Origin of the sequence: Martelella mediterranea, assembly GCF_021021415.1 — a bacterium.
Taxonomy (GTDB): domain Bacteria; phylum Pseudomonadota; class Alphaproteobacteria; order Rhizobiales; family Rhizobiaceae; genus Martelella; species Martelella mediterranea_C.
Genome location: NZ_JAINWJ010000004.1, coordinates 25,391 through 47,327, shown reverse-complemented (window position 1 = coordinate 47,327; position 21,937 = coordinate 25,391). Strand labels below are relative to the sequence as shown.

The 21,937-nt window shown below is 61.7% G+C and carries 20 protein-coding genes; 9 read left to right on the top strand and 11 right to left on the bottom strand.

The features are described 5' to 3' along the window. Window positions 1-11 precede the first annotated feature (11 nt). The gene (locus tag K7H91_RS01955) at window positions 12-1,202 is read right to left on the bottom strand and encodes an MFS transporter (protein WP_230718502.1); all 1,191 of its coding nucleotides are present in this window, start codon (window positions 1,200-1,202) and stop codon (window positions 12-14) included. A 101-nt stretch (window positions 1,203-1,303) separates the two neighbouring features. On the opposite strand from K7H91_RS01955, the gene K7H91_RS01950 reads away from it, so the two are divergent. Further along, the gene (locus K7H91_RS01950; RefSeq protein WP_230718501.1) at window positions 1,304-2,209 is read left to right on the top strand and encodes a LysR family transcriptional regulator; all 906 of its coding nucleotides are present in this window, start codon (window positions 1,304-1,306) and stop codon (window positions 2,207-2,209) included. A gap of 172 nt (window positions 2,210-2,381) precedes the next feature. After that, entirely contained in the window at window positions 2,382-3,539 is a 1,158-nt protein-coding gene (locus tag K7H91_RS01945; protein WP_230718763.1) for a M20 aminoacylase family protein, read from the top strand. Here the strand turns inward: K7H91_RS01945 and K7H91_RS01940 are convergent. From K7H91_RS01940 to K7H91_RS01895, 10 genes are all read right to left on the bottom strand, one after another. Then, window positions 3,536-5,302, bottom strand: a complete 1,767-nt coding sequence (locus tag K7H91_RS01940) for an adenine deaminase (RefSeq protein WP_230718500.1) — start codon at window positions 5,300-5,302, stop codon at window positions 3,536-3,538. The two genes, K7H91_RS01945 and K7H91_RS01940, sit on opposite strands and share 4 nt — an antisense overlap. Continuing rightward, window positions 5,299-6,234 carry a nucleoside hydrolase gene (locus tag K7H91_RS01935; RefSeq protein WP_230718499.1) on the bottom strand — a complete coding sequence of 312 codons (936 nt, stop codon included), beginning with the start codon at window positions 6,232-6,234 and terminating at the stop codon, window positions 5,299-5,301. The genes K7H91_RS01940 and K7H91_RS01935 overlap by 4 nt, the downstream gene beginning before the upstream one ends. Before the next feature lie 9 nt (window positions 6,235-6,243). Beyond that, entirely contained in the window at window positions 6,244-7,266 is a 1,023-nt protein-coding gene (locus tag K7H91_RS01930; RefSeq protein WP_230718498.1) for an ABC transporter ATP-binding protein, read from the bottom strand. Then, window positions 7,259-8,038, bottom strand: a complete 780-nt coding sequence (locus K7H91_RS01925) for an ABC transporter permease (RefSeq protein ID WP_024707523.1) — start codon at window positions 8,036-8,038, stop codon at window positions 7,259-7,261. Before K7H91_RS01925 ends, K7H91_RS01930 begins: the two co-directional genes overlap by 8 nt. Beyond that, window positions 8,035-8,862, bottom strand: coding sequence for an ABC transporter permease (locus K7H91_RS01920; RefSeq protein ID WP_024707524.1), 828 nt, complete (start codon window positions 8,860-8,862; stop codon window positions 8,035-8,037). Before K7H91_RS01920 ends, K7H91_RS01925 begins: the two co-directional genes overlap by 4 nt. A 96-nt stretch (window positions 8,863-8,958) precedes the next feature. Further along, complete coding sequence (locus K7H91_RS01915) at window positions 8,959-9,984, bottom strand: ABC transporter substrate-binding protein (protein ID WP_230718497.1); 1,026 nt, start codon at window positions 9,982-9,984, stop codon at window positions 8,959-8,961. Next, the gene (locus K7H91_RS01910; RefSeq protein ID WP_230718496.1) at window positions 9,981-11,033 is read right to left on the bottom strand and encodes a LacI family DNA-binding transcriptional regulator; all 1,053 of its coding nucleotides are present in this window, start codon (window positions 11,031-11,033) and stop codon (window positions 9,981-9,983) included. Before K7H91_RS01910 ends, K7H91_RS01915 begins: the two co-directional genes overlap by 4 nt. 317 nt (window positions 11,034-11,350) lie before the next feature. Continuing rightward, window positions 11,351-12,721 (bottom strand): aspartate aminotransferase family protein, encoded by a 1,371-nt coding sequence (locus tag K7H91_RS01905; RefSeq protein ID WP_230718495.1) that lies wholly within the window; start codon window positions 12,719-12,721, stop codon window positions 11,351-11,353. A 55-nt stretch (window positions 12,722-12,776) separates the two neighbouring features. Next, window positions 12,777-14,267 carry an NAD-dependent succinate-semialdehyde dehydrogenase gene (locus K7H91_RS01900; protein ID WP_230718494.1) on the bottom strand — a complete coding sequence of 497 codons (1,491 nt, stop codon included), beginning with the start codon at window positions 14,265-14,267 and terminating at the stop codon, window positions 12,777-12,779. Between the two features lie 148 nt (window positions 14,268-14,415). After that, on the bottom strand, window positions 14,416-14,901 hold the full coding sequence (locus K7H91_RS01895; protein ID WP_230718493.1) for an Lrp/AsnC family transcriptional regulator: 486 nt from the start codon (window positions 14,899-14,901) through the stop codon (window positions 14,416-14,418). Window positions 14,902-14,964: 63 nt separating this feature from the next. Here K7H91_RS01895 and K7H91_RS01890 point away from each other — a divergent pair, with 63 nt between their 5' ends. The 7 genes from K7H91_RS01890 to eutB all read left to right on the top strand — a co-directional run bounded on the left by K7H91_RS01890 (window position 14,965) and on the right by eutB (window position 21,936). Further along, window positions 14,965-16,353 (top strand): PLP-dependent aminotransferase family protein, encoded by a 1,389-nt coding sequence (locus K7H91_RS01890; RefSeq protein ID WP_419197431.1) that lies wholly within the window; start codon window positions 14,965-14,967, stop codon window positions 16,351-16,353. Between the two features lie 314 nt (window positions 16,354-16,667). Next, on the top strand, window positions 16,668-17,690 hold the full coding sequence (gene dctP, locus K7H91_RS01885; RefSeq protein ID WP_230718491.1) for a TRAP transporter substrate-binding protein DctP: 1,023 nt from the start codon (window positions 16,668-16,670) through the stop codon (window positions 17,688-17,690). An 87-nt stretch (window positions 17,691-17,777) separates the two neighbouring features. After that, window positions 17,778-18,362, top strand: a complete 585-nt coding sequence (locus K7H91_RS01880; protein WP_230718490.1) for a TRAP transporter small permease — start codon at window positions 17,778-17,780, stop codon at window positions 18,360-18,362. Between the two features lie 10 nt (window positions 18,363-18,372). Further along, the gene (locus K7H91_RS01875; protein ID WP_230718489.1) at window positions 18,373-19,656 is read left to right on the top strand and encodes a TRAP transporter large permease; all 1,284 of its coding nucleotides are present in this window, start codon (window positions 18,373-18,375) and stop codon (window positions 19,654-19,656) included. Window positions 19,657-19,672: 16 nt separating this feature from the next. Next, on the top strand, window positions 19,673-20,110 hold the full coding sequence (locus tag K7H91_RS01870; RefSeq protein WP_230718488.1) for a universal stress protein: 438 nt from the start codon (window positions 19,673-19,675) through the stop codon (window positions 20,108-20,110). Between the two features lie 36 nt (window positions 20,111-20,146). Further along, window positions 20,147-20,941, top strand: coding sequence for an ectoine utilization protein EutA (locus K7H91_RS01865; protein WP_230718487.1), 795 nt, complete (start codon window positions 20,147-20,149; stop codon window positions 20,939-20,941). After that, on the top strand, window positions 20,938-21,936 hold the full coding sequence (eutB, locus tag K7H91_RS01860; protein WP_230718486.1) for a hydroxyectoine utilization dehydratase EutB: 999 nt from the start codon (window positions 20,938-20,940) through the stop codon (window positions 21,934-21,936). Before K7H91_RS01865 ends, eutB begins: the two co-directional genes overlap by 4 nt. The last annotated feature ends 1 nt before the right edge of the window (window position 21,937 follow it).

The window sequence follows — 21,937 nt, the reverse complement described above, 5'->3', positions numbered from 1 at the left end:
TGATAGTCTCCTTACCGTAAAGCTGTGTGTCGGGATGGATGCGGGGAACGGGTGTGTCGCCGTTCGAGCCTGAAGGCGCCGAGCGCGATCATGATGGCGAGGACGGGAAACCCCGCCGCGGCGAGCGGCAATGCTTTCAACCCCGGCCCTTGAGCAATCACGACGCCGCCTGTCCAGGCGCCGAGCGCGTTGCCGAGATTGAAGGCCGCGATGTTGAGGCTGGCGGCGAGGCTCTCGCCGGCACCGATTGCCTTGGAAAGGACCCATGATTGCAGCGGCGGCACCGTTGCAAATCCCGCCGCGCCGAGAAGGCCCGTCAGCGCGATCGCGGCGATCCGGTTCTCGATCCCGAGCGTCATCGCCGCAAGGACGATAGAAAGCGCCCCCATGCTGCCGACAAGCGCCGTTTTCAGCCGAGTATCCGCAAGCCTGCCGCCAAGCAGATTTCCGCCGACAAGCCCGAGGCCGAAGACCAGCAGGATTGGTGAAACGGCGCTGTCGGCAAATCCGCCCACCTGGGTGAGCAGCGGGGCGATATAGGTGTACAGGGCGAAGACGCCGGCAAAGCCGAGAACCGTCGTCAGGAAGCCGAGCAGAACCGGGGTGCGGGAGGCGGCTTTCAGATCGGCCTTCCAGTCCGCTCGACGCGCCGGCGACGTATCCGACGGGACGAGCAGGATGAGCACGGCGAATGCCAGCATGCCGATTCCGGTCACCGCCCAGAAGGTTGTGCGCCAGCCGAATTGCTGTCCGATCCATGTTCCGGCCGGCACGCCGAGAATATTCGCCAGCGTCAGGCCCGTGAACATGATGGCAATGGCGGACGCCTGCCTCTCCCTGCCGACGAGGCTTGCGGCGAAGACAGAGCCGACGCCGAAATAGGTGCCGTGGGTCAGCGCCGTCAGAATGCGCGCCGCCATCAGCAGGCTGTAGGTCGGCGCCATCGCGCAGGCCGCATTGCCGATGATGAAGATCGCCATAAGGCCGATCAATACGTGCTTTCTGTTCATGTTTGCCGACAAGACGCTGAGGACCGGCGCGCCGGCCACGACGCCGAGCGCATAGCCGGAAATCAGCATGCCCGCCGCGGCGACAGATACGCCGAGATCGCGGCCGACTTCGAGGAGAAGGCCCATGATGACGAATTCGGTGACGCCGATGCCAAAGGCACCGGCCGCCAAAGCATAGAGTGCGAGCGGCATGGCGGATCCTGTCCGATCGGATTTCGATGGACAGATCGTAGCTCGCGAATTTATGGTGAATTAGTCGGCCGATAAGAATATGATAAGTGAATCCAGTTCATATGTCTCGCATCAACATAAACCGTAGCGGTGAAATGGAGGTCTTCGTTCGGGTTGTCGAACTGGGCGGGTTCACCCACGCGGCGCGGCAACTGGGGATGACGCAATCGGCCGTCAGCAAGCTGATCTCCCGACTGGAGGCGCGGCTCGGCACACGGCTTTTCAACCGCTCCACCCGGCGTCTCGATCTGACCGCCGAAGGCTGTACGTTTTACGAGCGCGCATCGGCAATTCTGTCGGACATCGAAGAAGCCGAACGGCATGCCGGGCGCGGAGAACAGCCTGTCGGACGCATTCGGCTGAACACGAGCGCATCCTACGCGGCGCATGTGCTGGAGCCGGTTCTGCCGATGTTTCAGGAGCGGTACCCGGAAATTGTGCTGGACATCGTCCTGACCGATAGCGTGATCGACCTCCTGGCAGAGCGGACCGATGTCGTCGTGCGCGCCGGGCCGCTCAAGGATTCCAGTCTCGTCGCGCGCAAGCTCGGTGAATCGCCGATGATCATCGTCGCTGCGCCGGACTATCTTGACCGCGTCGGAGAACCGAGATGTGTTGCAGATCTTGAGCAGCATAAAAGGATCGGCTTCGGCTATCCGCGCGAAATCGAAGGATGGCGTTTTATCTCCGACGGCGAACCCGTCCAGGCCTGTCCCGCAATCGGCATTCAGGCCAGCGATGGAGAAACCGTCCGCCGACTGGCGATCAAGGGGTTCGGCCTCGCCCGCCTTGCCGCCTTCACCGTGCGCGACGACATCGCGGCCGGCCGGCTGATGTCGGTGCTTGATGCCGTTCATGCCGCTGACAATGAAGCGTTCCACGCCGTCTATACGGGACAGGGCGGCCCTCTTCCCACCCGCGTCCGAACCTTGCTGAACTTCCTGGCCGAGCACGGGAAAGTAGACTGACAGTGACAGGTCTCGCGAGAAGCGGCCATATTGCAGGACCTCGCAATTCGCGTTGATACCGCTTAAGAAGCGCTTTAGGCCGCAGATATCATTACCGAGAAAAACACTCCGAAAGGCTTTTAAGAGGATGACTGTACAGGACAAACGCGCGACATCGGTTCTTTCCGAGATCATGAGTGATCACGCCTTCTGGCGGTCGCTGCGTCAGGATCTGCACGCCCATCCCGAGCTTGGTTTTGAGGAGCACAGGACCAGCGAGATCGTCGCCAGGCTGCTCGGCGAAGACGGCATTGCGGTTCATCGCGGACTTGGCGGCACGGGCGTTGTCGGCACGCTGAAGGCTGGCGATGGCAACCGGGCGATCGGGCTGAGGGCCGATATGGATGCGCTTGCCATGCCGGAAACGGCAGACCGGCCCTATAAAAGCACCGTTCCCGGCAAGATGCATGCCTGCGGCCATGACGGACACACGGTGATGCTGCTGGCGGCGGCGCGCTACCTGGCGCGGACGAAGGACTTCTCCGGCACGGTTCATTTCATCTTTCAGCCGGCCGAAGAGGGCCGCGGCGGCGCGAAGAAGATGGTCGAGGACGGGCTTTTCAAGCTGTTTCCCTGCGACGCGGTTTACGGGCTGCACAATATGCCGGGACTCGATGTCGATGAAATGGCCGTGGTGGAAGGCCCGCAACTGGCCTCCTCCGACAGCTGGCGCGTCACGTTCAAGGGCACCGGCACCCACGGCGCAAAGCCGCATCTGGGACGTGATCCGGTGACAGCATCCGGTCATTTCATCGCAGCGCTGCAGACGATTGTCGGGCGGGTGGTCGACCCGCTTCAGCCTGCGGTCGTCTCGGCCTGTTCGGTCGAAGCCGGTGATCCGAATGCGCTGAACGTGATTCCCGATATTGTGAAGATTGGCGGCACGGCGCGCGCCTATTCGCCCGAAACCCGCGACCAGCTGGAAGAAGAGATCGGACGGCTGGCCCACGGCATGGCGGCCTCTTTCGGCGTTGAGGCCGAGTATCGGTTCATCCGCCGCATTCCGCCGGTGGTCAATGCAAAAGAACCGACGCAAACGGCACTCAGGGCCGCTGAAACCGTCTTCGGCGAAAAGGTACGCACGGCCTTTCCGCCATCGACCGCCGGCGACGACTTCGCCTTTTTCGGTCATGAAGTGCCGGGCTGCTATGTCTGGCTTGGCAATGGCCCCGCCGTGGACGGCGCTTTGCACCACAACACGGCCTATGATTTCAACGATGACGCCATCAGCTATGGCGCGGCCTACTGGGTGCGGCTGACAGAGACCGAACTGCCAATCAAGTCCGGCTAGAACACCTGCCGCAAGACAGGGCCTTCCAGCAGGGTTCCGGCTTCAACATCGGCGATGCCCATATCGGTCTGGTGCGGACCGGCATTGCAGGCAAGCGTTGCGCCGACCAGCGCCTTGAAGGTGAGATAGGGCAGCTCCCAGTCAACGATTGTTCCGGCGGCCTTGCGCACGGCCTCGAAATCACGGGCAACATCTTCAAGCTGTGCATCCGAGAGCAGGCCAAGCAATGGCAGGGCAAGCAGTGCTTTCACCTTGCCGTCAGCCACCACGACCATGCCGCCGCCGCATTCAATCAGCGCATTGGCCGCCACCGCCATATCCTCGGGGTTCCGCCCGAAGATTGTCAGGTTATGGCTGTCGTGCGAAACCGTAGTTGCGAAAGCGCCACGCCATTCTCCCCAGCCGCGCAGAAACCCGGTTTTTGGCTTCGCTGCTGCTTTACCGTGACGGTGGACGACGCTGATCAGTGTTGCACCGTCTGGCGGACATACAAATCCGTTCTGAACATCCGCCTCCGCCTTGCCCCAGCGGGTAAACCGCGGCTGGTCGATGGTGGCGACCTCGACGCGCGCACCCTCAGCCTTCACGCTGAAATCATCCGCCGAAAGCGGCTCAACCTTCATGGAGCCCCTGAGCATGTCCGCAGGATGATCGGACACGGCAGCATTGAAGCACCCGTCAGAGGCAATGACCTTGCCATCCACGATGACATGACGCGTCGAAAACGTCTCGAGATCCTCGAAAATCGCAATATTGGCGCGCCGGCCGGCGGCAACGAGGCCCAGATCATCGCGGTGCAGTCGCCGTGCTGCATTCAGCGTCGCCGCCTGCAGAACCTGTACCGGTGACAGCCCATCTGCAACCAGCGCGCGGATCAGGGCATCCAACCCGCCCTGTCCCAGAAGATCATCCGGAAAGACGTCGTCGGTGCACAACGTCAGTGTCTGCGGCCAGACGGGCAGTTGGTTCAGCGCTTCGACAAAGTCATCGAAGAGATAAGGATGAGAGCCGCGCAACTCGACCGTCAAGCCGGCGCGCAGCTTCTCAAGCAGATCATCGCCCGATGTCAGCTCATGATCGGATGAAACGCCGGCACTGATGAAGGCGGCAAGCCTTTCGCCGGAAAGCCCGCGGGCGTGGCCGAAAACCGGTTTTTTGACTGCAAGCCCGGCATTGACGATGCCACTCATGCGCGGGCTGCCGGAAATGACCCCCTCCATATTCATCACTTCGGCAATGCCACCGATTTCCGGTCTTGCAAGAAGTCCGGCGACCGTTTCCGGCCCGAAATCCGCGCCTGCGCGTTCCAGCCCCGGCGCTGACGGCACGCAGGAGGGCGCCAGAATGATCGCCTCGAGCGGCATGTCACGGGCTGCCTCAATCGCCCAGTCGACAGCAGGAACACCGGCGACATTGGCCAGTTCATGCGGATCCCAGACAATGGTCGTCACGCCGCGCGGCAAAACGGCTTTGGCATAGGTCGCAGGCGTCACCATCGAGCTTTCGACATGCATGTGCATGTCGATCAGCCCCGGCGAGACGAAGGCCCCGCCTGCATCAATGGTTTCCACGGCGTCACGGCGCGCGCCCGGCGGCATCACCGCCGCAATCAGCCCGCCGGAAAGGCCGACATCGGCCTGCCTCAGCTCGCCGGTTGCCACATCCACCACTGTGCCGCCGGAAATCATGAGATCGAATGGCCGCTCACCACGGGCAGCTTCAACCGCTGCGGCGCGCATGGCGGGATCGTCAGTGCTTTTCATCGCCTTGCCTCCGCCTGCAATGCGCCCATGATCGTGTCATGCGCGGCATTGGCATCAACCTCGGTGATGATCGAGGCGTTGAAGCTTGTCTCCGGCGCCAGCTTGTGGGCGCGGGTTTCAACGACACTGCGTCCACGGGTAATGTGTCCGGCCGTTTCAAAGGCCAGATGCACCGGCTGCAAGGAAACAAGCGACGGGTGACAAAAAGCCACTGCCGCCGCAGGATCAAAAAACGCCATTTCGGTGCGACCGCGCTTTGCGGCTATATTGAGAAAACCTTCGGTCAGATCGGCCAGAAGCGGTGCGTTCCTGCCGTTTTCAGCGCGCAGCGCCGCCACATCGTCCGCATTGATCGTAACCTTGCGGCAGAAATCGAGGTCCGCCATGACAAAGGGGATGCCGCGCGACAGGATGATGGCGGCGGCCTCGGGATCAGCCAACGCATTGAACTCCGCCGATGCGGTATGGTTGCCGCTGGTGACGCCGCCGCCCATCCAGACGATCTCGCTGATCCGGCCTGCAAGGTCGGGCCGCGCCAGACAAAGTGCTGCAAGATTGGTCAAGGGGCCAAGGGCCAGAATGCGTTTTTCTCCCTCATCCTTCGAAAGCCAGTTGCAAAGGGCAAAGAAGGCCGGATCGGATGGCGGAAGTGTCGCTTCCGGCAGGCTGAGGCCCGCCGTCGGCATGCCGGCATCGCTGAGGATCGACGCTGCGGTTTCAACATTACCCATCACCGCCCGGTCAGCCCCGGCATGGATCGGGAAGGTCCAGTCGAAAACCTTTGCCGCCGAGGCAGCATTGCTGCAGACCTTGGCCAGCGTCGTGTTACCGAAGGTCAGCGACAGGCCGTTGATCTTCTCGCCGCTTGCCTGAACGGTGAGGATGGCGGCGATGTCGTCAAACCCCATATCCGTGTCGATCCAGACGCCCATGATTGCAGCCTATCGCTTCAGGACAACGGCGTCTTCGACCCGAAGATCGAAGGCGAGGTCTTGGCCCAGGCTGTGTGCCGGTTCGCTCGCATCCACATCGACCTTGATGTGACCGAGCGGCGTTTCCAGCACATATTCGCGCATCTGACCGACAAAGGCCGCGCCGATCACCGTACCGGTAAATGCCCCTTCGCCAATGCGCACGAAACGCGGCCGCCATGCGAGCCCCTTGGCACCCTTCGGTAGCGCCTGCGGAAGGGTGAAGGCCTCGCCCTTGCCTTTGAGCTTGCCGCCCTCGACGGTGAAGATGTTCTCAAAACCGACGAAATCGGCGACGAAGGCGGATTCCGGGCGGTTATAGATATCCTCCGGCGTTCCGAGTTGCTCGATGGCGCCATCTTTCATCACAACGATCCGGTCGGCCAGAGACAGGGCTTCGGACTGGTCGTGGGTGACGAAAACCATGGTCAGGTCGTTGGCCTTCTGCACCCGCTGAAGCTCGGTGCGCATTTCAAGTCTGAGACGCGCATCAAGATTGGAAAGCGGCTCATCCAGAAGCAGCACTTTCGGGTCCATCACCAGCGAGCGGGCAAGGGCCACGCGCTGCTGCTGACCACCGGAAAGATCGGCGGGCCGGCGGTCGGTATAATCGCCAAGGCCGACGGCACTCAGGCCGCCATTGACGCGAACGGAAAGATCCGAGCCGCGCATACCCTTCAGTTTCAGCCCGAAGGCGACGTTTTCAAACACCGAAAGATGAGGGAAAAGCGCATAGGACTGAAACATCAGCCCGACCTCGCGCTTGTTCGGCGGAACGCGGGTGACATCGCGGCCATCCAGAACGATCTTGCCGCCCGACGGCGTCATCAGACCGGCAATGGCGCGCATGGTCGTCGTCTTGCCGCAACCGGAAGGGCCAAGAAGGGCGATCAGTTCTCCCCGGGCAATTTCAAGGTTGAGCCGCTCGACGACGGTGTTCTTGCCGTAGGACAGCGACAGGTTGTTCAGGAAAAGCAGAGTTTGGTCAGACATAGCGGGTAAAGCCCAGAAAACGCTCGGCGACAAACACAATGCCGATCGAGAGGAAAGCAAGAAGTGCGGCGAGTGCGGCGACTGATGGATCGTAGGTGGTTTCCATATAGCCGATCATATCGATGGGCAGCGTGCGAACGCCCGGCCCCGACAGAAACAGCGATACCGGCACCTGATTGAAACTCGTCACGAAGCCGAGAATGAAGGCTGAGAGCACACCGCCCCGGATATTTGGAAGCACCACGCGGAAAAACGCCCCTGCCCGGCTCGCGCCCAGCAGGATCGCGGCCTCTTCGATATCGGAACGCAGATTGTTGAGGCTGGCCGAAACCACGCGCACCGCATAGGGCAGGATCAGCGCGGTATGGGCCACGAACAGGGCCAGCGTGATTGACAGCGACAGCGGCACGACGAAATAGCGCAGCAACGCCAGACCGACGATGATGCCCGGCACGATAATCGGCGAGGAGACGATCAGCCGCACGGTTTCCGCGCCCGGAACCTTGTAGCGCGACATGGCATAGGACGCCGGAATGCCGAGGATCAGCGCCGCCAGCGTGCCGAAGATCGCCAGAAACATCGACATGGCAAAGCTGTCGCGGAAGCTTTCGACAGAAAAGACCTTGATCACCCATTTGAGTGAAAGGCCCGGCGGCGGAAAGGCGAGATTGTTGCCGGACGAAAGACCCGCCATGACAATGACGATGAACGGCCCGATCAGAAAGACGAGCGTCAGTGCCAGCGGCAGGAAGATGAAGAACTTCGATCTCATTTCCCACCTCGCGCGGATGCGATTTTCTTGAGCAGGAAGTTGGCGGAAAAGGCCATGGCCATCAGGATGAAGGCAATCACACTGGCCGAAACCAGATCGTTGGCGACGGTGACGCGCTGATAGAGCAGCGTTTCCAGCATCAGCACCTTGGAGCCACCGAGAATGGCGGGCGTGATATAGGCGGTCATGGAACCGGTGAAGACCAGCGTTCCCCCGATGATCAGCCCCTCGCGAGTGAGGGGTAGAATCACCTTCCAGAACACCTGAAACCAGTTTGCGCCCAGAACCCGCGCGGCAGGCACCGCATCGCGCGGCATGTTTTCCAGCGCGGAGATCAGCGCAATGATCATCAGCGGCAGGAAAAGCTGCAACAGGCCGATGGTCACGGCCGTTTCGGTAAAGAGAAAGCGGATCGGCTCATCCGAAAGCCCGAGACCGACCAGCGCCTTGTTGATGATACCGGTGCGCCCCAGAAGCACGATCCAGGCATAGGTGCGCGCCACCGGCGAAATCATCAGCGGTAGCACGATCAGCCCAATCATCCGGCCTTTGCTTTTCTCCGGCAGGCTGACCGTGGCGTAAGCCGCGGCATAGCCGATCACGGCGGCAATGACGGTCACCAGCGCGGCCAGTCTCAGCGTGCGGAAAAAGACGGTGCGGTTCAGCGATTTCGAGAAGAAATCGGCATAGGCCGAAAGCGTCCACTGGCCGTCGATATGCACGCCCTGCGCCAAAAGCACCACAACCGGAACCAGAAACACCACTCCGGCGAAAAGGGCTGCCGGCAGGACAAGCGCCATGGCCTCAACGCGGCTTTGAAACATGAAGTAACTTTCTCTTGTCAAACAGCACGGCGGCGCAATCGCCGCCGTGCATAGAACAGACCCGGATGGGACAAGGTCTGCCGGTTTCAGCCAGCCTTACTGGCCGACTTTTTCATTCCACTGCTCAAGCCACATATCGCGGTTATCCAGCAGCACTTCGGAGGGCAGAAGATGGAGGTTGTCAGCCGTTTCCGCGCCATAGGTGAGGTTATCGGCAACCGCGTCGGAAACCACGACCTCCTTGTTGGCCGGGCTGTCCACCAGCGCCTCGGCAAGCTTGGTCTGCACATCGGTCGACAGCCAGAAATCCATGAACTGCATCGCCAGATCTTCGTGGCCGCTGTCCTTGGTCATGACCATGACATTGAGGCCCCCGGTCTGGCCTTCCTTCGGTGTCGCCCATTCGACAGGGAAACCCATATCGGTGAACCCGCCCCAGGCGAAACGACCGATCGGCGCGGCCCAGATTTCCTCCTGCTGCATCAGCTGTGCCAGCTGCGAGGAGCGCACATAAAAGGTCACAAAATCGTCGCGATGCTCGGCAACCGCATCGATCGGCGCCGTCAGATCGTAATCGTCATTGCCGATGGCCTTGCCGAGCATATAAAGCGCTGGCGGGCCCTGATTGGTGGTGACATTGGGAAACGCGACGCGGCCAGCCAGTTCCGGGCTCAACAGATCGTCCCAACTGTCGATCGAAACCTTGTCGGAGCGGTAGGCGATCGATGTGGCGTAAAAGGTGTAGCCGACGCTCTTGCCATCGCCATTCGGGTCCTTGGCGATATCGTAGAGCTTGTCGTAATTGGACAGTTTCGCATAGTCGATATCGGCGATCAGCCCCGCGCGCGAGGCCGAAAGCGCATCGGCCATCGACATGACGGCCATATCGACGACGGGGCTCTGCTTGTTGGCCTCCATCTTGGCCAGACGTTCAACGCTGTTGCCGGTTTCAACAACAATGTCGCAGCCGCAGATTTCTTCGAACGGATCGTAGACGATCTCCTTGAAGGCATCCTGCGCGAAAGCATAGACGGAAATCGTCAGCGTCTTGTCGGCGGCTGAGACGGTTCCGGCCGAAAGCGCCAGAGCCGCGGCTGTGGCGGTCATCATCAGTTTCTTCATTGGTTCAGTTCTCCTTCCGAGGTTTTTGCAAAAGCAGGCTTCTTGCCTTCTTCTTGTTGCGCCGGTCCGGTTGAACGGCGGACGACAAGGGTCATGGGAACGCGGTCGCGGGCAGCCTTCACGGTCTGACCGTCGGCGTCGGATCTCGTTTCGATCGCCAGTTTGAGCGCGGCAATCGCAATGTCGGCGACCGCGGGCATATCCATCCGCACGGTGGTCAACGCCGGGGTAACGACGCTTGCAAACATCAGATCGTCAAAGCCGGAGACCGACGCCATGGCCGGAACGCCGATCCCGGCATTTTGCAGATGGGTGAGCACCTTCAGCGCCTGAAGGTCGGAGACGGTCACAAAGGCGGTGTAGCCATCCGCGTACCACTGCGTCGCATCGAACCCATTTCCTGCCGCCACCGACGGGCTGTCGAGCCAGATCGTCTTTGTCGTGGCGGCGGCAAGGGCAGCGCGCACGCCTCCAAGTCTGTCGTTTTGAACAATGGAATTGCGATGGTTGCCGATCAGCAGGATTTTCCGGTGACCAAGGGCGGCCAGATGCTCGCCTAGAAGAAAACCACCGCCCCAGTGATCGGCAGAAACAGTATTGCCCGGGGTCGAAGGAGAATCGATCATCGCCACCGGACAACCGATATCGCTGACGCGCGTGCCGCGCCGCGGCACCACGATCATGCCGTCCACGCCGTGATCCTTCAAATGCCGGATGGCTTCCGTCTGCGCCTGGATGCTGCCGCGTGAATCCGCAATCAGAACGCCGAGCCCGGCATCGGTAGCCGCGTTTTCAATCGCCTGTGCGATCTGCGGGAACAGCGGATTACCGATATCCGGCAGGACAAGACCGATGACGCCGGTCTGCCCGGTACGCAGCGCGCGCGCCGACAAGCTCGGCACATAGCCCAGTTCGTCCGCCACCTGCCTTATTCGCTTTGCAAGATCCGCCGACACCCGCCCCTTGCCGGAAAGCGCATTGGAGACCGTTGCGGCGGAAATATCCAGCCGTTCCGCAATCTCGGTCAGTTTGGGCGGGCGCTGCTGCATTCGGGCCATGTCTTGCTTAAACGATTAAGCAAGCATGTCGAAAAACTCCGGCAATGTCGAGTCTCGTCCGTACTTTTATGTGACTAGGCCTTCCGGTTGGCTGAGCGCCCCGGCATGGATAATCCGGAATCGCTGATGCCTGTATATCTATTGCTTACCGAATGGTGTCCCGACGGTCATCGTGGCGTAACGGACGGCAATCACGGCCTGCTGCGGCTTGCCCTTTCGCAAGCGCTGAGCGAGCGGACCTGTCGGGAATGAAAAAAGCGCGGGGCCTTGCGATCCCGCGCTTTCGTTTCTCAGACGGCGACAACATTCTAGCCGAGCACTTCCTTCACCGCGTCGACGGTGGCCGAAACGATGGTGTCGGCTTCCTCACGGGTCAGGCAGAAGGGCGGGGCGTAGCCGATGATATCGCCCTGCGGCATGGCGCGGGCGATGACGCCGCGCTTCAGCATGGCGGCAGACACCGACGGTCCGATCTTCCTCGACGCGTCAAAGAAGGTGCGGCTGTCGCGGTCCTCGACGAACTCGACGGCGCAGAGCATGCCTTCACCGCGGATCTCGCCGACATTGGCGTGGTCGCCGAGCGCGTCGGACATGGCCTTGTTGAGATAGGCGCCGGTCTCGCCGGCATTCGAGATCAGGTTCAGCTTGTCGAGAAGCTGCAGGTTGGCAACGCCGGCCGCCGCGCCGATCGGGTGCGCGGAATAGGTCCAGCCATGACCGATCGGGCCGTTCTCGTCTGTGCCCTGCTCAAGGACCTTCCACACCTTGTCGGAGATGATCGAGCCCGACAGCGGGGCATAGGCCGAGGTCAGGCCCTTGGCGATGGTGATGATGTCAGGCTCGATGCCGTAATGGGCGGAGCCGAACATGGTGCCCAGACGGCCGAAGCCGGTGACCACTTCGTCGGCGATCAGCAGGATATCGTGTTTTTTCAGCACGTTCTGGATGGCTTCCCAGTAGCCGGCGGGCGGCGGCACGATGCCGCCGGTGCCGAGAACCGGCTCGCCGATGAAGGCCGCGATGGTGTCGGCGCCTTCCCGCTCGATCAGGGCTTCGAGTTCACGGGCGCAATGCGCGACGAAGTCTTCTTCCGACATCGTCAGGTCGTCGCGGCGGTAATAATAGGGCGCCTCGGTGTGGATGACGGTGTTGAGCGGCAGGTCGAACTTCTTGTGAAACAGTTCGAGCCCGGTCAATGAACCGGTCATCAGACCCGAGCCGTGATAGCCGCGCCAGCGGGAGATGATCTTCTTCTTCTCGGGACGGCCGAGGATGTTGTTGTAGTACCAGACGAGCTTGATGTTGGTCTCGTTGGCATCCGAACCCGACAGGCCGAAATAGACGCGGCTCATGTTCGCGGGCGCGCGATCGATGATCATCTTGGCGAGCGTCACCGAGGCTTCGGTGCCATGGCCGACATAGGAGTGGTAGTAGGCCAACTCCCTGGCCTGCTCGGCGATGGCATCGGCGACTTCCCGGCGGCCGTAGCCGATATTGACGCAGTAGAGGCCGGCGAAGGCGTCGAGCAGCCTGTTGCCCTCGCGGTCCGAGATATGGACGCCCTCGCCGCCGGTGACGATCCGGTTCTTCATTTCACCACGGGCGAACTGTCCCAGATGGGTCGAGGGGTGGAAGAAGTGGTCGTGATCCCACTGGTCAAGCTGGTCGTTGCGAAGCATCGGCTTTCCTTTCGATTATCGTTCGTTCGTGTTGTTGCGCGGTTCCGCCGCGGGCTCACGCCCAGTCGCGGCAGACATATTTGACTTCGGTGAAGGCCTCCATGCCGAGACGCGAGCCTTCGCGTTCGAGGCCGGACTGCTTCATGCCGCCAAAGGGTATCGGCGCGCCGGTGACCTTGGTGCGGTTGACGGCGACCATGCCGAACTGCAGCGCCCGGCTGGCGCGGTAGATGCGGCGCGGGTCCTGTGTGTGAAGATAGGCGACGAGGCCGTATTCGGTGTCGTTAGCGCGGGCTAGCGCTTCCTCTTCGGTGTCGAAGGGCGCGATCGCGGCCACGGGGCCGAATGTTTCCTCATGCATGATGAGGGCATCGGCCGGCACATCGGCAAGCACCGTCGGCTCGAAGAAGAGGTTGCCGGCTTGGTGACCCTTGCCGCCGGTCAGCACGCGCGCGCCCTTGCTGACGGCGTCCTCGACATGCTGGCGCTGTTTGGCGACGGCCTTTTCGTTCATCAGCGGGCCGATATCGGGATCGTCCATGCCGACGCCGACCGACAGCATGGCGGTGCGGGCGGCGAATTTTTCGCAGAAAGTGTTGTAGACAGAGCGTTGCACGAAGAAACGGTTGGCGCCGAGGCAATCCTGGCCCGAGGTTGCGAACTTGGCCTTGATCGCCTCGTCGATGGCCTGGTCCATGTCGGCATCGGCAAACAGGATGAAAGGCGCGTGGCCGCCGAGTTCCAGCACGAGGCGCTTCACCGTGTCGGCGGAGCGCCGGTAGAGATGCTTGCCGATCTCGGTGGAGCCGGTGAAGGACAGCGCGCGAACACGGGTATCGTTGAGCCAGGGCTCGACGACAGTGGCGGCATCCCCGGTGACGACGTTGAAGACGCCGGCGGGAAGGCCTGCGCGTTCGGCAAGCTCGGCCAGCGCGAGTGCGGAGAACGGGGTCTCGGCGGAGGGATGAACGAGCACGGTGCAGCCGGCGGCAAGGGCCGCCGCCGCCTTGCGGGTGATCATCGCCGAGGGGAAGTTCCACGGCGTGATAAGCGCTGCGACGCCGAGCGGCTCGCGCCACACCTCGACTTCGGCATCATGCAGGTGCGAGGTCACGCTTTCTATGTTGGGGCGCTTGGCTTCCTCGGCGTAGAACTCGATGAAGGCCGCGGCATAGTCGATCTCGCCGCGTGCTTCCGAGATCGGCTTGCCCTGTTCGAGCACCATGATGCGGGCCAGATCCTCGCGATGTTCGCCCATCAACGCGAACCAGCGTCGCAGGATGGTCGAACGCTCCTGCGGCAGGAGGGACGCCCATGCGGGGAAGGCCGTCTGCGCGGCGTCGAGTGCGGCGGCGCTGTCGTCACCGCTCAGCGCTGCGATTTCGCCGAACTCGGAACCGTCGGCCGGGTTGGTCACGCTGATCGCCGCGCCGTCGGTTGCCGCCGTCCACTTGCCGTCAACGTATGAGAAGCTGCGCAGGAGTTTGGGATCGTCGAGACGGGACATGTCCCGGCGGTCGGTATCGATGCGGTGCGCTTCTGCCATGTCTCTCTCCCGTTTTGTCCGTGATGGATCGCCGCTCAGGGGGGCGATCGGATGCGTCGAGACTATCGGGCGGCTGGCAGTCGGTTTCTCTTATCGAAATGTCCCGGCCAGAGGATTCCTCTTTTTTGCGGGGCGAAAGGGAGAGAAATCAACCCTTGCCGCGTGGCAGCAGGGCCTCGAAGGGAATGCGGCCGGATTTAACGGGCTTGGTGACGACATAGGTGAAGTAGCGCGCAAAGCCCGCGCCTTCGCCGAGCAACTGGTCGATCATGCGCTGGTAGGTGTCGATGTCCCTGCAGACGACATGCAGCAGATAATCGTAACCGCCCCCCAGCGCCCAGCAATTGACGATCTCGTCGTAGCGCTCTACGGCTCGCTCGAAGCCCTGCATGGTTTCGACCCGGTGATTTTCGAGTTCCGCCATCACGAAGACCTCCACATGAGCGGCAATTTTCTTCAGGCTGATTTCCGCGCGGTAGGCAGAAATGATGCCTGCCTTCTCCAGCCGCTGAAGCCGTTCCCAGCAGGGCGTGGCCGACAGGGAGACGCGCCTGGCGAGCTCCGTCTTGGAGATGCGTCCCTCGCGGTCGAGAACGGACAGAATCTTGATATCGCGGTCGTCGAGCTTGATCATTGCGGGTTTCCACAGAATGGCGAGGGGCTTGTCAATTGTCCCTTTTTCGGGTCACACTAAATCATGACAATATGGCCTCCACAACCCGGGACGCTTCGTCGTCCCGCTTATCGTTCGCTGGCCGACGCGGTTATGCAAGCAATTGAAAGCGGTCAGCTCAAGCAGGGGGACCGTCTCCCCACCCATCGCAATCTCGCCTACGACCTTGGGCTCAGCGTGCAGACGGTGGGGCGCGCCTATGACGAACTGATCAGGCGCGGCGTCATCAGCGGCGAAGTGGGTCGCGGCACCTTTGTGCGCGCCACCGGCAATGAGACCCGCACGCCCTATCTGCCGCGTAATCCCGACGGCCCGATGATCGACTTGTCGCTGCTGAAGCCGGTACTCGAGCCTATCCATGCCGAGTTGATGAAGCAGGCGCTGAGGGATCTCGCCGACAATCTGCCAACCACGATCTACGCGTCGTTCAGGCCGGCCACCGCACTCGGGAAATACCGCGAAAACGCCATCAAGTGGCTGAGGCATTGCGGAATCGAGCTGCAATCGCAGGGGGTTATGATCACCAACGGGTCGAGCCCCTCGATGGCGCTGGCGGTCCTGACCGCGGCCAATGGCGGCGACCTGATCGCGGCCGAGACCCTCACGCATCATACGCTCAAGCCCCTTGCCGGCTATCTCGGCTATCGCCTTCGCGGCGTGCCGTCCGACGATCAGGGCATGATCCCCGAAGCGCTTGAACGGTTGAGCCTGCGCGAGACCGTTCGCGCGGTCTACCTGATGCCCGCGGGCCTTGGCCCGCAGGCCCGGATCATGTCGGAAGAGCGGCGTCGCGCGCTCGTCGATGTCGCCCGGCAACGCGATATCATCATCATCGAGAACGATGCCTGGGGGCCAATGCAGGCCAAGCGCCCGGCGCCGATCGCCAATATGGCGCCCGAGCGGACCTTCTATTTCACCGGGCTGACAAAATGCGTGATGCCGGGACTGCGGCTGGGCTTTCTCGTCATGCCCGAGGCGCTGGAGGCCGCGACCGCCAACCGCCATCTCGTTGTCAACTGGATGGCAACGCCCATGCTGGCGGAAATAGCCGCACGCTGGATCGAGGACGGGACCGCCGAGATGCTTGCACGTTTCCAGGCCGAGGCCTTCGCCAAACGCAACCGGCTGGCCGAGATCATTCTGGCGGGCGTCCCCTTCAGATCCTCGCCCAACGGTATGCATATCTGGCTGCCGATGCCTCCCGGCTGGAGCGAGGACGATTTTGTCTCCCATGCCCGCCAGCAGGGCGTTGCGGTTGCGCCGGGAGGCGCGTTCGCGATCGCCGATGATCATACGGAGCCGGCGGTGCGCGTGTGTCTCGGAGGGCAGTCGATCGAAATGCTGGAGAGCGGTTTGAGGGTTATCGGCCGGCTTGTCCGCAGCCGTTTCGAGCCGGCGCTTCTCACCAATTAGGCTTGCCGTCCGCGACCAATCTCCTGGTTCCATGACCGAGCAAAGTCTGCCGGACGGTCGGCTTTGACTGTCAGCAGGCTTAATTCGAAATTGTAATGATTTAATATAATCATTGACTCTAAATTGTCATTGTTTCACCGTTGCCAAATCAGAACAATAACAAACATAGGGCGGGAACACCGGCGCGATCAATTCGGATCGTCGAAGCCGGAGACAGCGCAGACCGAAATCGAGGCAATATTCCGGCCCGGTATAACCGTGGCAGGCCCATACGCCATTGCGGTCGCGCACCAACACAATGGGAGCAACCATTTATGCGCATTAACAAGCAAATCTTTTTCAGTTCCATCGCTGCGACCGTGATCGCCGTCGCCGGTATCGGCACCGCGCATGCGGCCACCTGGAAGTACGCCTTCGAGGAAGCCATGGACGAAGTGCAGGGCAAATACGCCCAGAAGTTCAAGGAAGTGATCGAGGCCAATTCCGATCACCAGGTCCAGCTCTTCCCGTTCGGCACGCTCGGCGAATCCGCGGACATCATGGAACAGGCCCAGTCCGGCATCCTTCAGTTCGTTGACCAGTCGCCTGGCTTCACCGGCTCGCTGATCCCGGAAGCCCAGGTCTTCTTCGTGCCGTACCTGCTGCCGACCGACCAGGAACAGCTTGCGCGTTTCTACAAGGACTCCAAGGCCGTCAACGAGATGTTCCCCGAGCTCTATGCCGAGCAGGGTCTCGAGCTGCTCACGATGTTCCCTGAAGGCGAAGTCGCCATGACCACCAAGGAGCCGGTGGAATCCTGCGCCGATCTCGAGGGCGTGAAATTCCGCGTCATGACCAACCCGCTGCTGGTTGAGAGCTACAAGGCATTCGGCGCGACGCCGACTCCGCTGCCTTGGGGCGAGGTTTACGGTTCGCTGCAGACGAACATCATTCAGGGCCAGGAAAACCCGACCTTCTTCCTGTATTCGACGAAGCTCTATGAGGTGACCGACTACATCACCTATGCCGGCCACAACAATTTCACCACGGCGGTGATGGCCAACAAGGACTTCTTCGACGGGCTGGACGCGGAAGACCAGAAGCTCATCGAGAAGGCCTCGATGGAAGCCTACGACTACATCGTCGACTACCAGAAGGGTCTGGCCGATTCCGAGCTGAAGAAGATCACGGACGCCAAGCCCGAGATGAAGGTGACAGTGCTCAATGAAGAGCAGCGCGAGTGCTTCAAGGAAGCCGCCGCGGACGTGGAAGCGACCTTCATCGAGATGACCGGCGATTCCGGCAAGAAAATTCTCGACCAGATGAAGGCCGACCTGAAGGCTGCCGAGAACGGCTAAGCCCCGATACGTCCGGACTAATCATCAGGAGCAGAACCGGGCGGGTTGCAGCCCGCCCGGTATCTTTCAGTATCGGGAACATGTGCGATGAGCGACAGAGGCGACGATAGTATCGACCGGCATGAATCCAGCCTACCCGGCGTTCTGGGCGTGATCGACACGACCATCAGCCGGATAGAATCCTTCTTTCTCGCCACCGGCGTCCTGCTGATGGCACTGAACACGGTCGCCAATGTGGTGGGCCGTTTCGCGTTTCAGCAAAGCATCTTCTTCTCCGAAGAACTCAACCGCATTCTCATCATCCTCATCACATTCGCGGGCATCTCCTATGCAGCGCGGCACGGACGCCACATCCGAATGTCGGCGATCTACGATGCCCTGCCGAGCAATGTCCGCAAGCCGCTGATGATAGGCATCGCGCTGGTGACCGCGCTGTTCATGTTCGGGCTCTGCTATTACTCAATTGGCTACCTCCTGACGCAGGCGTCGCGCGGCCGCGTCCTTCCCGCCCTTCAGATTCCCGTCTGGATCACGCTCATCTGGGTGCCGATCGGCTTCTTCATGACCGGTGCGCAATATGTGCTGACCGCCATCAAGAACATGACGTCACGGGACATCTATCTCTCGACCAGCGTGCTCGAGGGATATGAAGAAGACGAACTCGAGATCTGAGGACGCAATCATGGCAGCTACAATTTTCATCGCGATGATCGTCCTCCTGCTTCTGGGTTTCCCGATGATGATCCCGCTCATCGTCGGCGCCTTCATCGGGTTCTTCACGATGTTCGGCGGAATGGGGCAGATGGAAACCATGGTCCAGCAGATGCTGGCGGGCATCCGTCCGGCGTCGCTGATCGCGGTTCCGATGTTCATCTTCGCCGCCGACATCATGACGCGCGGGCAGTCGGCCGGACGTCTGATCGATCTTGTGATGGCCTTTGTGGGCCACGTCCGCGGTGGTCTCGCCATTTCCACCGCCGCAGCCTGTACGCTTTTCGGCGCGGTCTCCGGTTCGACGCAGGCGACGGTGGTGGCCGTGGGCTCGCCGCTTCGGCCGCGTATGCTGAAGGCAGGCTACAAGGACAGTTTCATCCTGGCGCTGATCGTCAACGCCTCCGACATTGCCTTCCTGATCCCGCCTTCGATCGGCATGATCATTTACGGCGTCGTGTCCAATACCTCGATCGCCGAGCTGTTCATCGCCGGCATCGGCCCGGGCCTGCTGATCCTCGCGCTGTTCTCGATCTACAGCTACATCTACGCGCTGCGGAACAACGTGCCGACCGAGGAGCGGGCAACATGGTCCGCGCGCGGCAAGGCATTGCTTGCGGCCCTCTGGCCGATGGGCTTTCCCGTCATCATCATCGGCGGCATCTATGGCGGCGTATTCAGCCCGACCGAAGCCGCCGCGGCCTGCGTGCTTTATGCGTTGCTTCTCGAAGTCGTGGTCTTCCGTTCGATCACGGTTGGCGAGGTCTACCAGACCGCCAAGTCGACCGGCCTGATCACGGCGGTTGTGTTCATTCTGGTGGGCGCAGGTGCTGCCTTTTCATGGGTGATCTCGTTTGCGCAGGTGCCGCAGGCAATCCTCGGCGCCATCGGCATTACCGAGATGGGGGCGATCGGCGTGCTGTTCGTCATTTCGATCGCCTTCTTCGTCGGCTGCATGTTCGTCGATCCGATCGTCGTGATCCTCGTTCTGGTGCCGATCTTCGCGCCGGTCGTTGATGCAGTCGGTCTCGATCCGGTGCTTGTGGGCGTCATCATCACGCTGCAGGTTGCGATCGGTTCGGCCACGCCACCGTTCGGCTGTGACATTTTCACGGCGATCGCGGTGTTCAAGCGCCCCTATATCGAGGTGATCCGCGGGACGCCGCCCTTCATCCTCATTCTCATGGGTGTCGCGGTGGCCCTGATCTTCTTCCCGCAGATCGCACTCTTCGCGCGCGATCTGGCATTCAGATAAACCGGGAGGAAAAAGAATGTTCAAAACGATTGTCGTTGCCGTCGACGGGTCGGAAGGCTCGAAGAAGGCGATCCGCTACGGTGCCCAGATGCAGGCGCGGTATGAGGGCGAGCTTCTGATGCTGACCGTATTCCGACACCACTCATTGCTCGAGGGTTCGATGTCGATGGTGCGTCCGCAGACCCCGGAGAACATCGATGACGCGATGCGCGGCTATGCCAAGGAAGTGGCGGACGAGGCCAAGGTGCTGGCCAAGGACGCCGGCGCCACCAGGTTTCGCGCCTTCATCAAGAGCGGCCAGCCGGCGCGCACCATCGTGAAGTTCTCCGCCGAGCACGACGCCGATCTGATCGTCGTCGGCAGCCGGGGCATGGGCGATATAGAGGGTTTTCTGCTGGGCAGCGTCTCGCATAAGGTGACGAGCCTGGCGTCGTGTCCAGTACTGGTCGTCTGACGCCGCGACGCGTCTGTGCGTTTCCCGGAGAGCGTGATGGCAGAGCCACAAGTTTCGATGTCGCCACAACAGATCGGCTACGAGAGCCCAGGCGCAACTGTGCGCTTCGGCCTCATCGCCCTTGCGACCGACATGACGACGGAGCCGGACTTCGTGCGGATCTTTCCGCCCGAGGCAATCGTGCATACGACCCGCGTGCGTTACGCCAATCCGACGACACCGGAAAACCTGCGCAAGATGGCGCCGCTTCTCACCGATGCCGCAGCCCTTATCACGCCGGGCGTCCCGCTTGTCGGCATCTGCTATTCCTGCACGTCCGCCGCGGCCACAATCGGGGTCGAGACGGTCGAGCAGTCCATCCATGCCGCGCGGCCTGGCATCCCGGTGGTGCTGCCCACCGGCGCCGCGGCGCTCGCTTTCAAGGCGCTTGGCGTGCACCGTATCGCCATCGTCACGCCCTATCTGCCGGAAGCAAGCGAGGCTGTCGCCGGATATTTCGCTTCGCAGGGCTTCGATGTCGCAAGCCATCATTGTCTGGGACTGGCTGATGATCGCGACATGGCGAGGCTTTCAAAGCACACGATCGTCGAGGCGGCGATTGCGGCCGATGGCCCCGATAACGAGGCGATATTCCTTTCGTGCACAGCCATGCCCGCGGTCGGCGCGATCGCCGAGATCGAGGAGCGCACCGGAAAGCCGGTGGTGACATCCAACCAGGCGAGCGCCTGGGAGATGCTGCGCCGCGGCGGGTTCAGGGACTGGTGCCCTACCGAATATGGGCGACTGTTCACGCTGCAACTCGACGGCGTGAACGCAGGATTTGCAGCATGACACAATCGGATTTCATCGGTATCGGGGAAATCGAGGCGGCGCGCGAACGCATTGCCGCGACCATCCGTCTAACGCCGGTCAATGTCTCCGACACGCTTTCGGCGATTGCCGGCGTGCCGGTGCATCTCAAGCTCGAACATCTCCAGCATACCGGCAGTTTCAAGCTGCGCGGAGCGGCCAATGCGGTTTCCCTTCTGTCGGATGAGGAGCGGGCGGCAGGCGTTGTCGGCGTGTCCACCGGCAATCACGGCCGGGCTCTGGCGCATGCCGCGAAGGCCTCCGGCGTGCGCTGCGTGATCTGCATGTCGCGCCTGGTGCCACAGGTGAAGGTCGACGGCATCCGGGCGCTTGGCGCGGAAGTCCGCATCGTCGGCAGGTCTCAGGACGAAGCCCAGGCTGAAGTCGACAAGCTGGTCGCCGAGGGCATGTCGATGATCCCGCCCTTCGATCATCGCGCGGTGATCGCCGGGCAGGGAACGCTGGGCCTGGAAATCGTCGAGCAGATCCCCGATGTCGATACCGTGGTCGTGCCGCTTTCCGGCGGCGGGTTGATTGCAGGCGTGGCGGCCGCGTGCAAGGCGCGGAACAAGGATATTCGCATCATCGGCATCACCATGGAGCGCGGCGCCGCGATGATCGCAAGCCTGAAGGCGGGCGCGCCGATTGAGGTCGAGGAACAACCGACGCTGGCCGATTCCCTCGGCGGCGGAATCGGACTATCGAACCGCTATACCTTCCCCATGACCCGCGCTCTCGTCGATGAAACCTGGCTGCTCAACGAAGCCCAGATCGCCACCGGCATGCGCCATGCCTATTGGCAGGAGCGGCAGATCGTCGAAGGGGCCGGCGCGGTAGGGATTGCCGCGGTCATCGCCAAAACCTTCAAGCCGAAAGGCCCAGTCGCGCTCATCCTGTCCGGGGGCAATGTGGACATGGCGCAGCATTTCCGGGTCATTGGCGGCGAGGATGTCGACCTCATGAAGGAGGTTGCCTGAG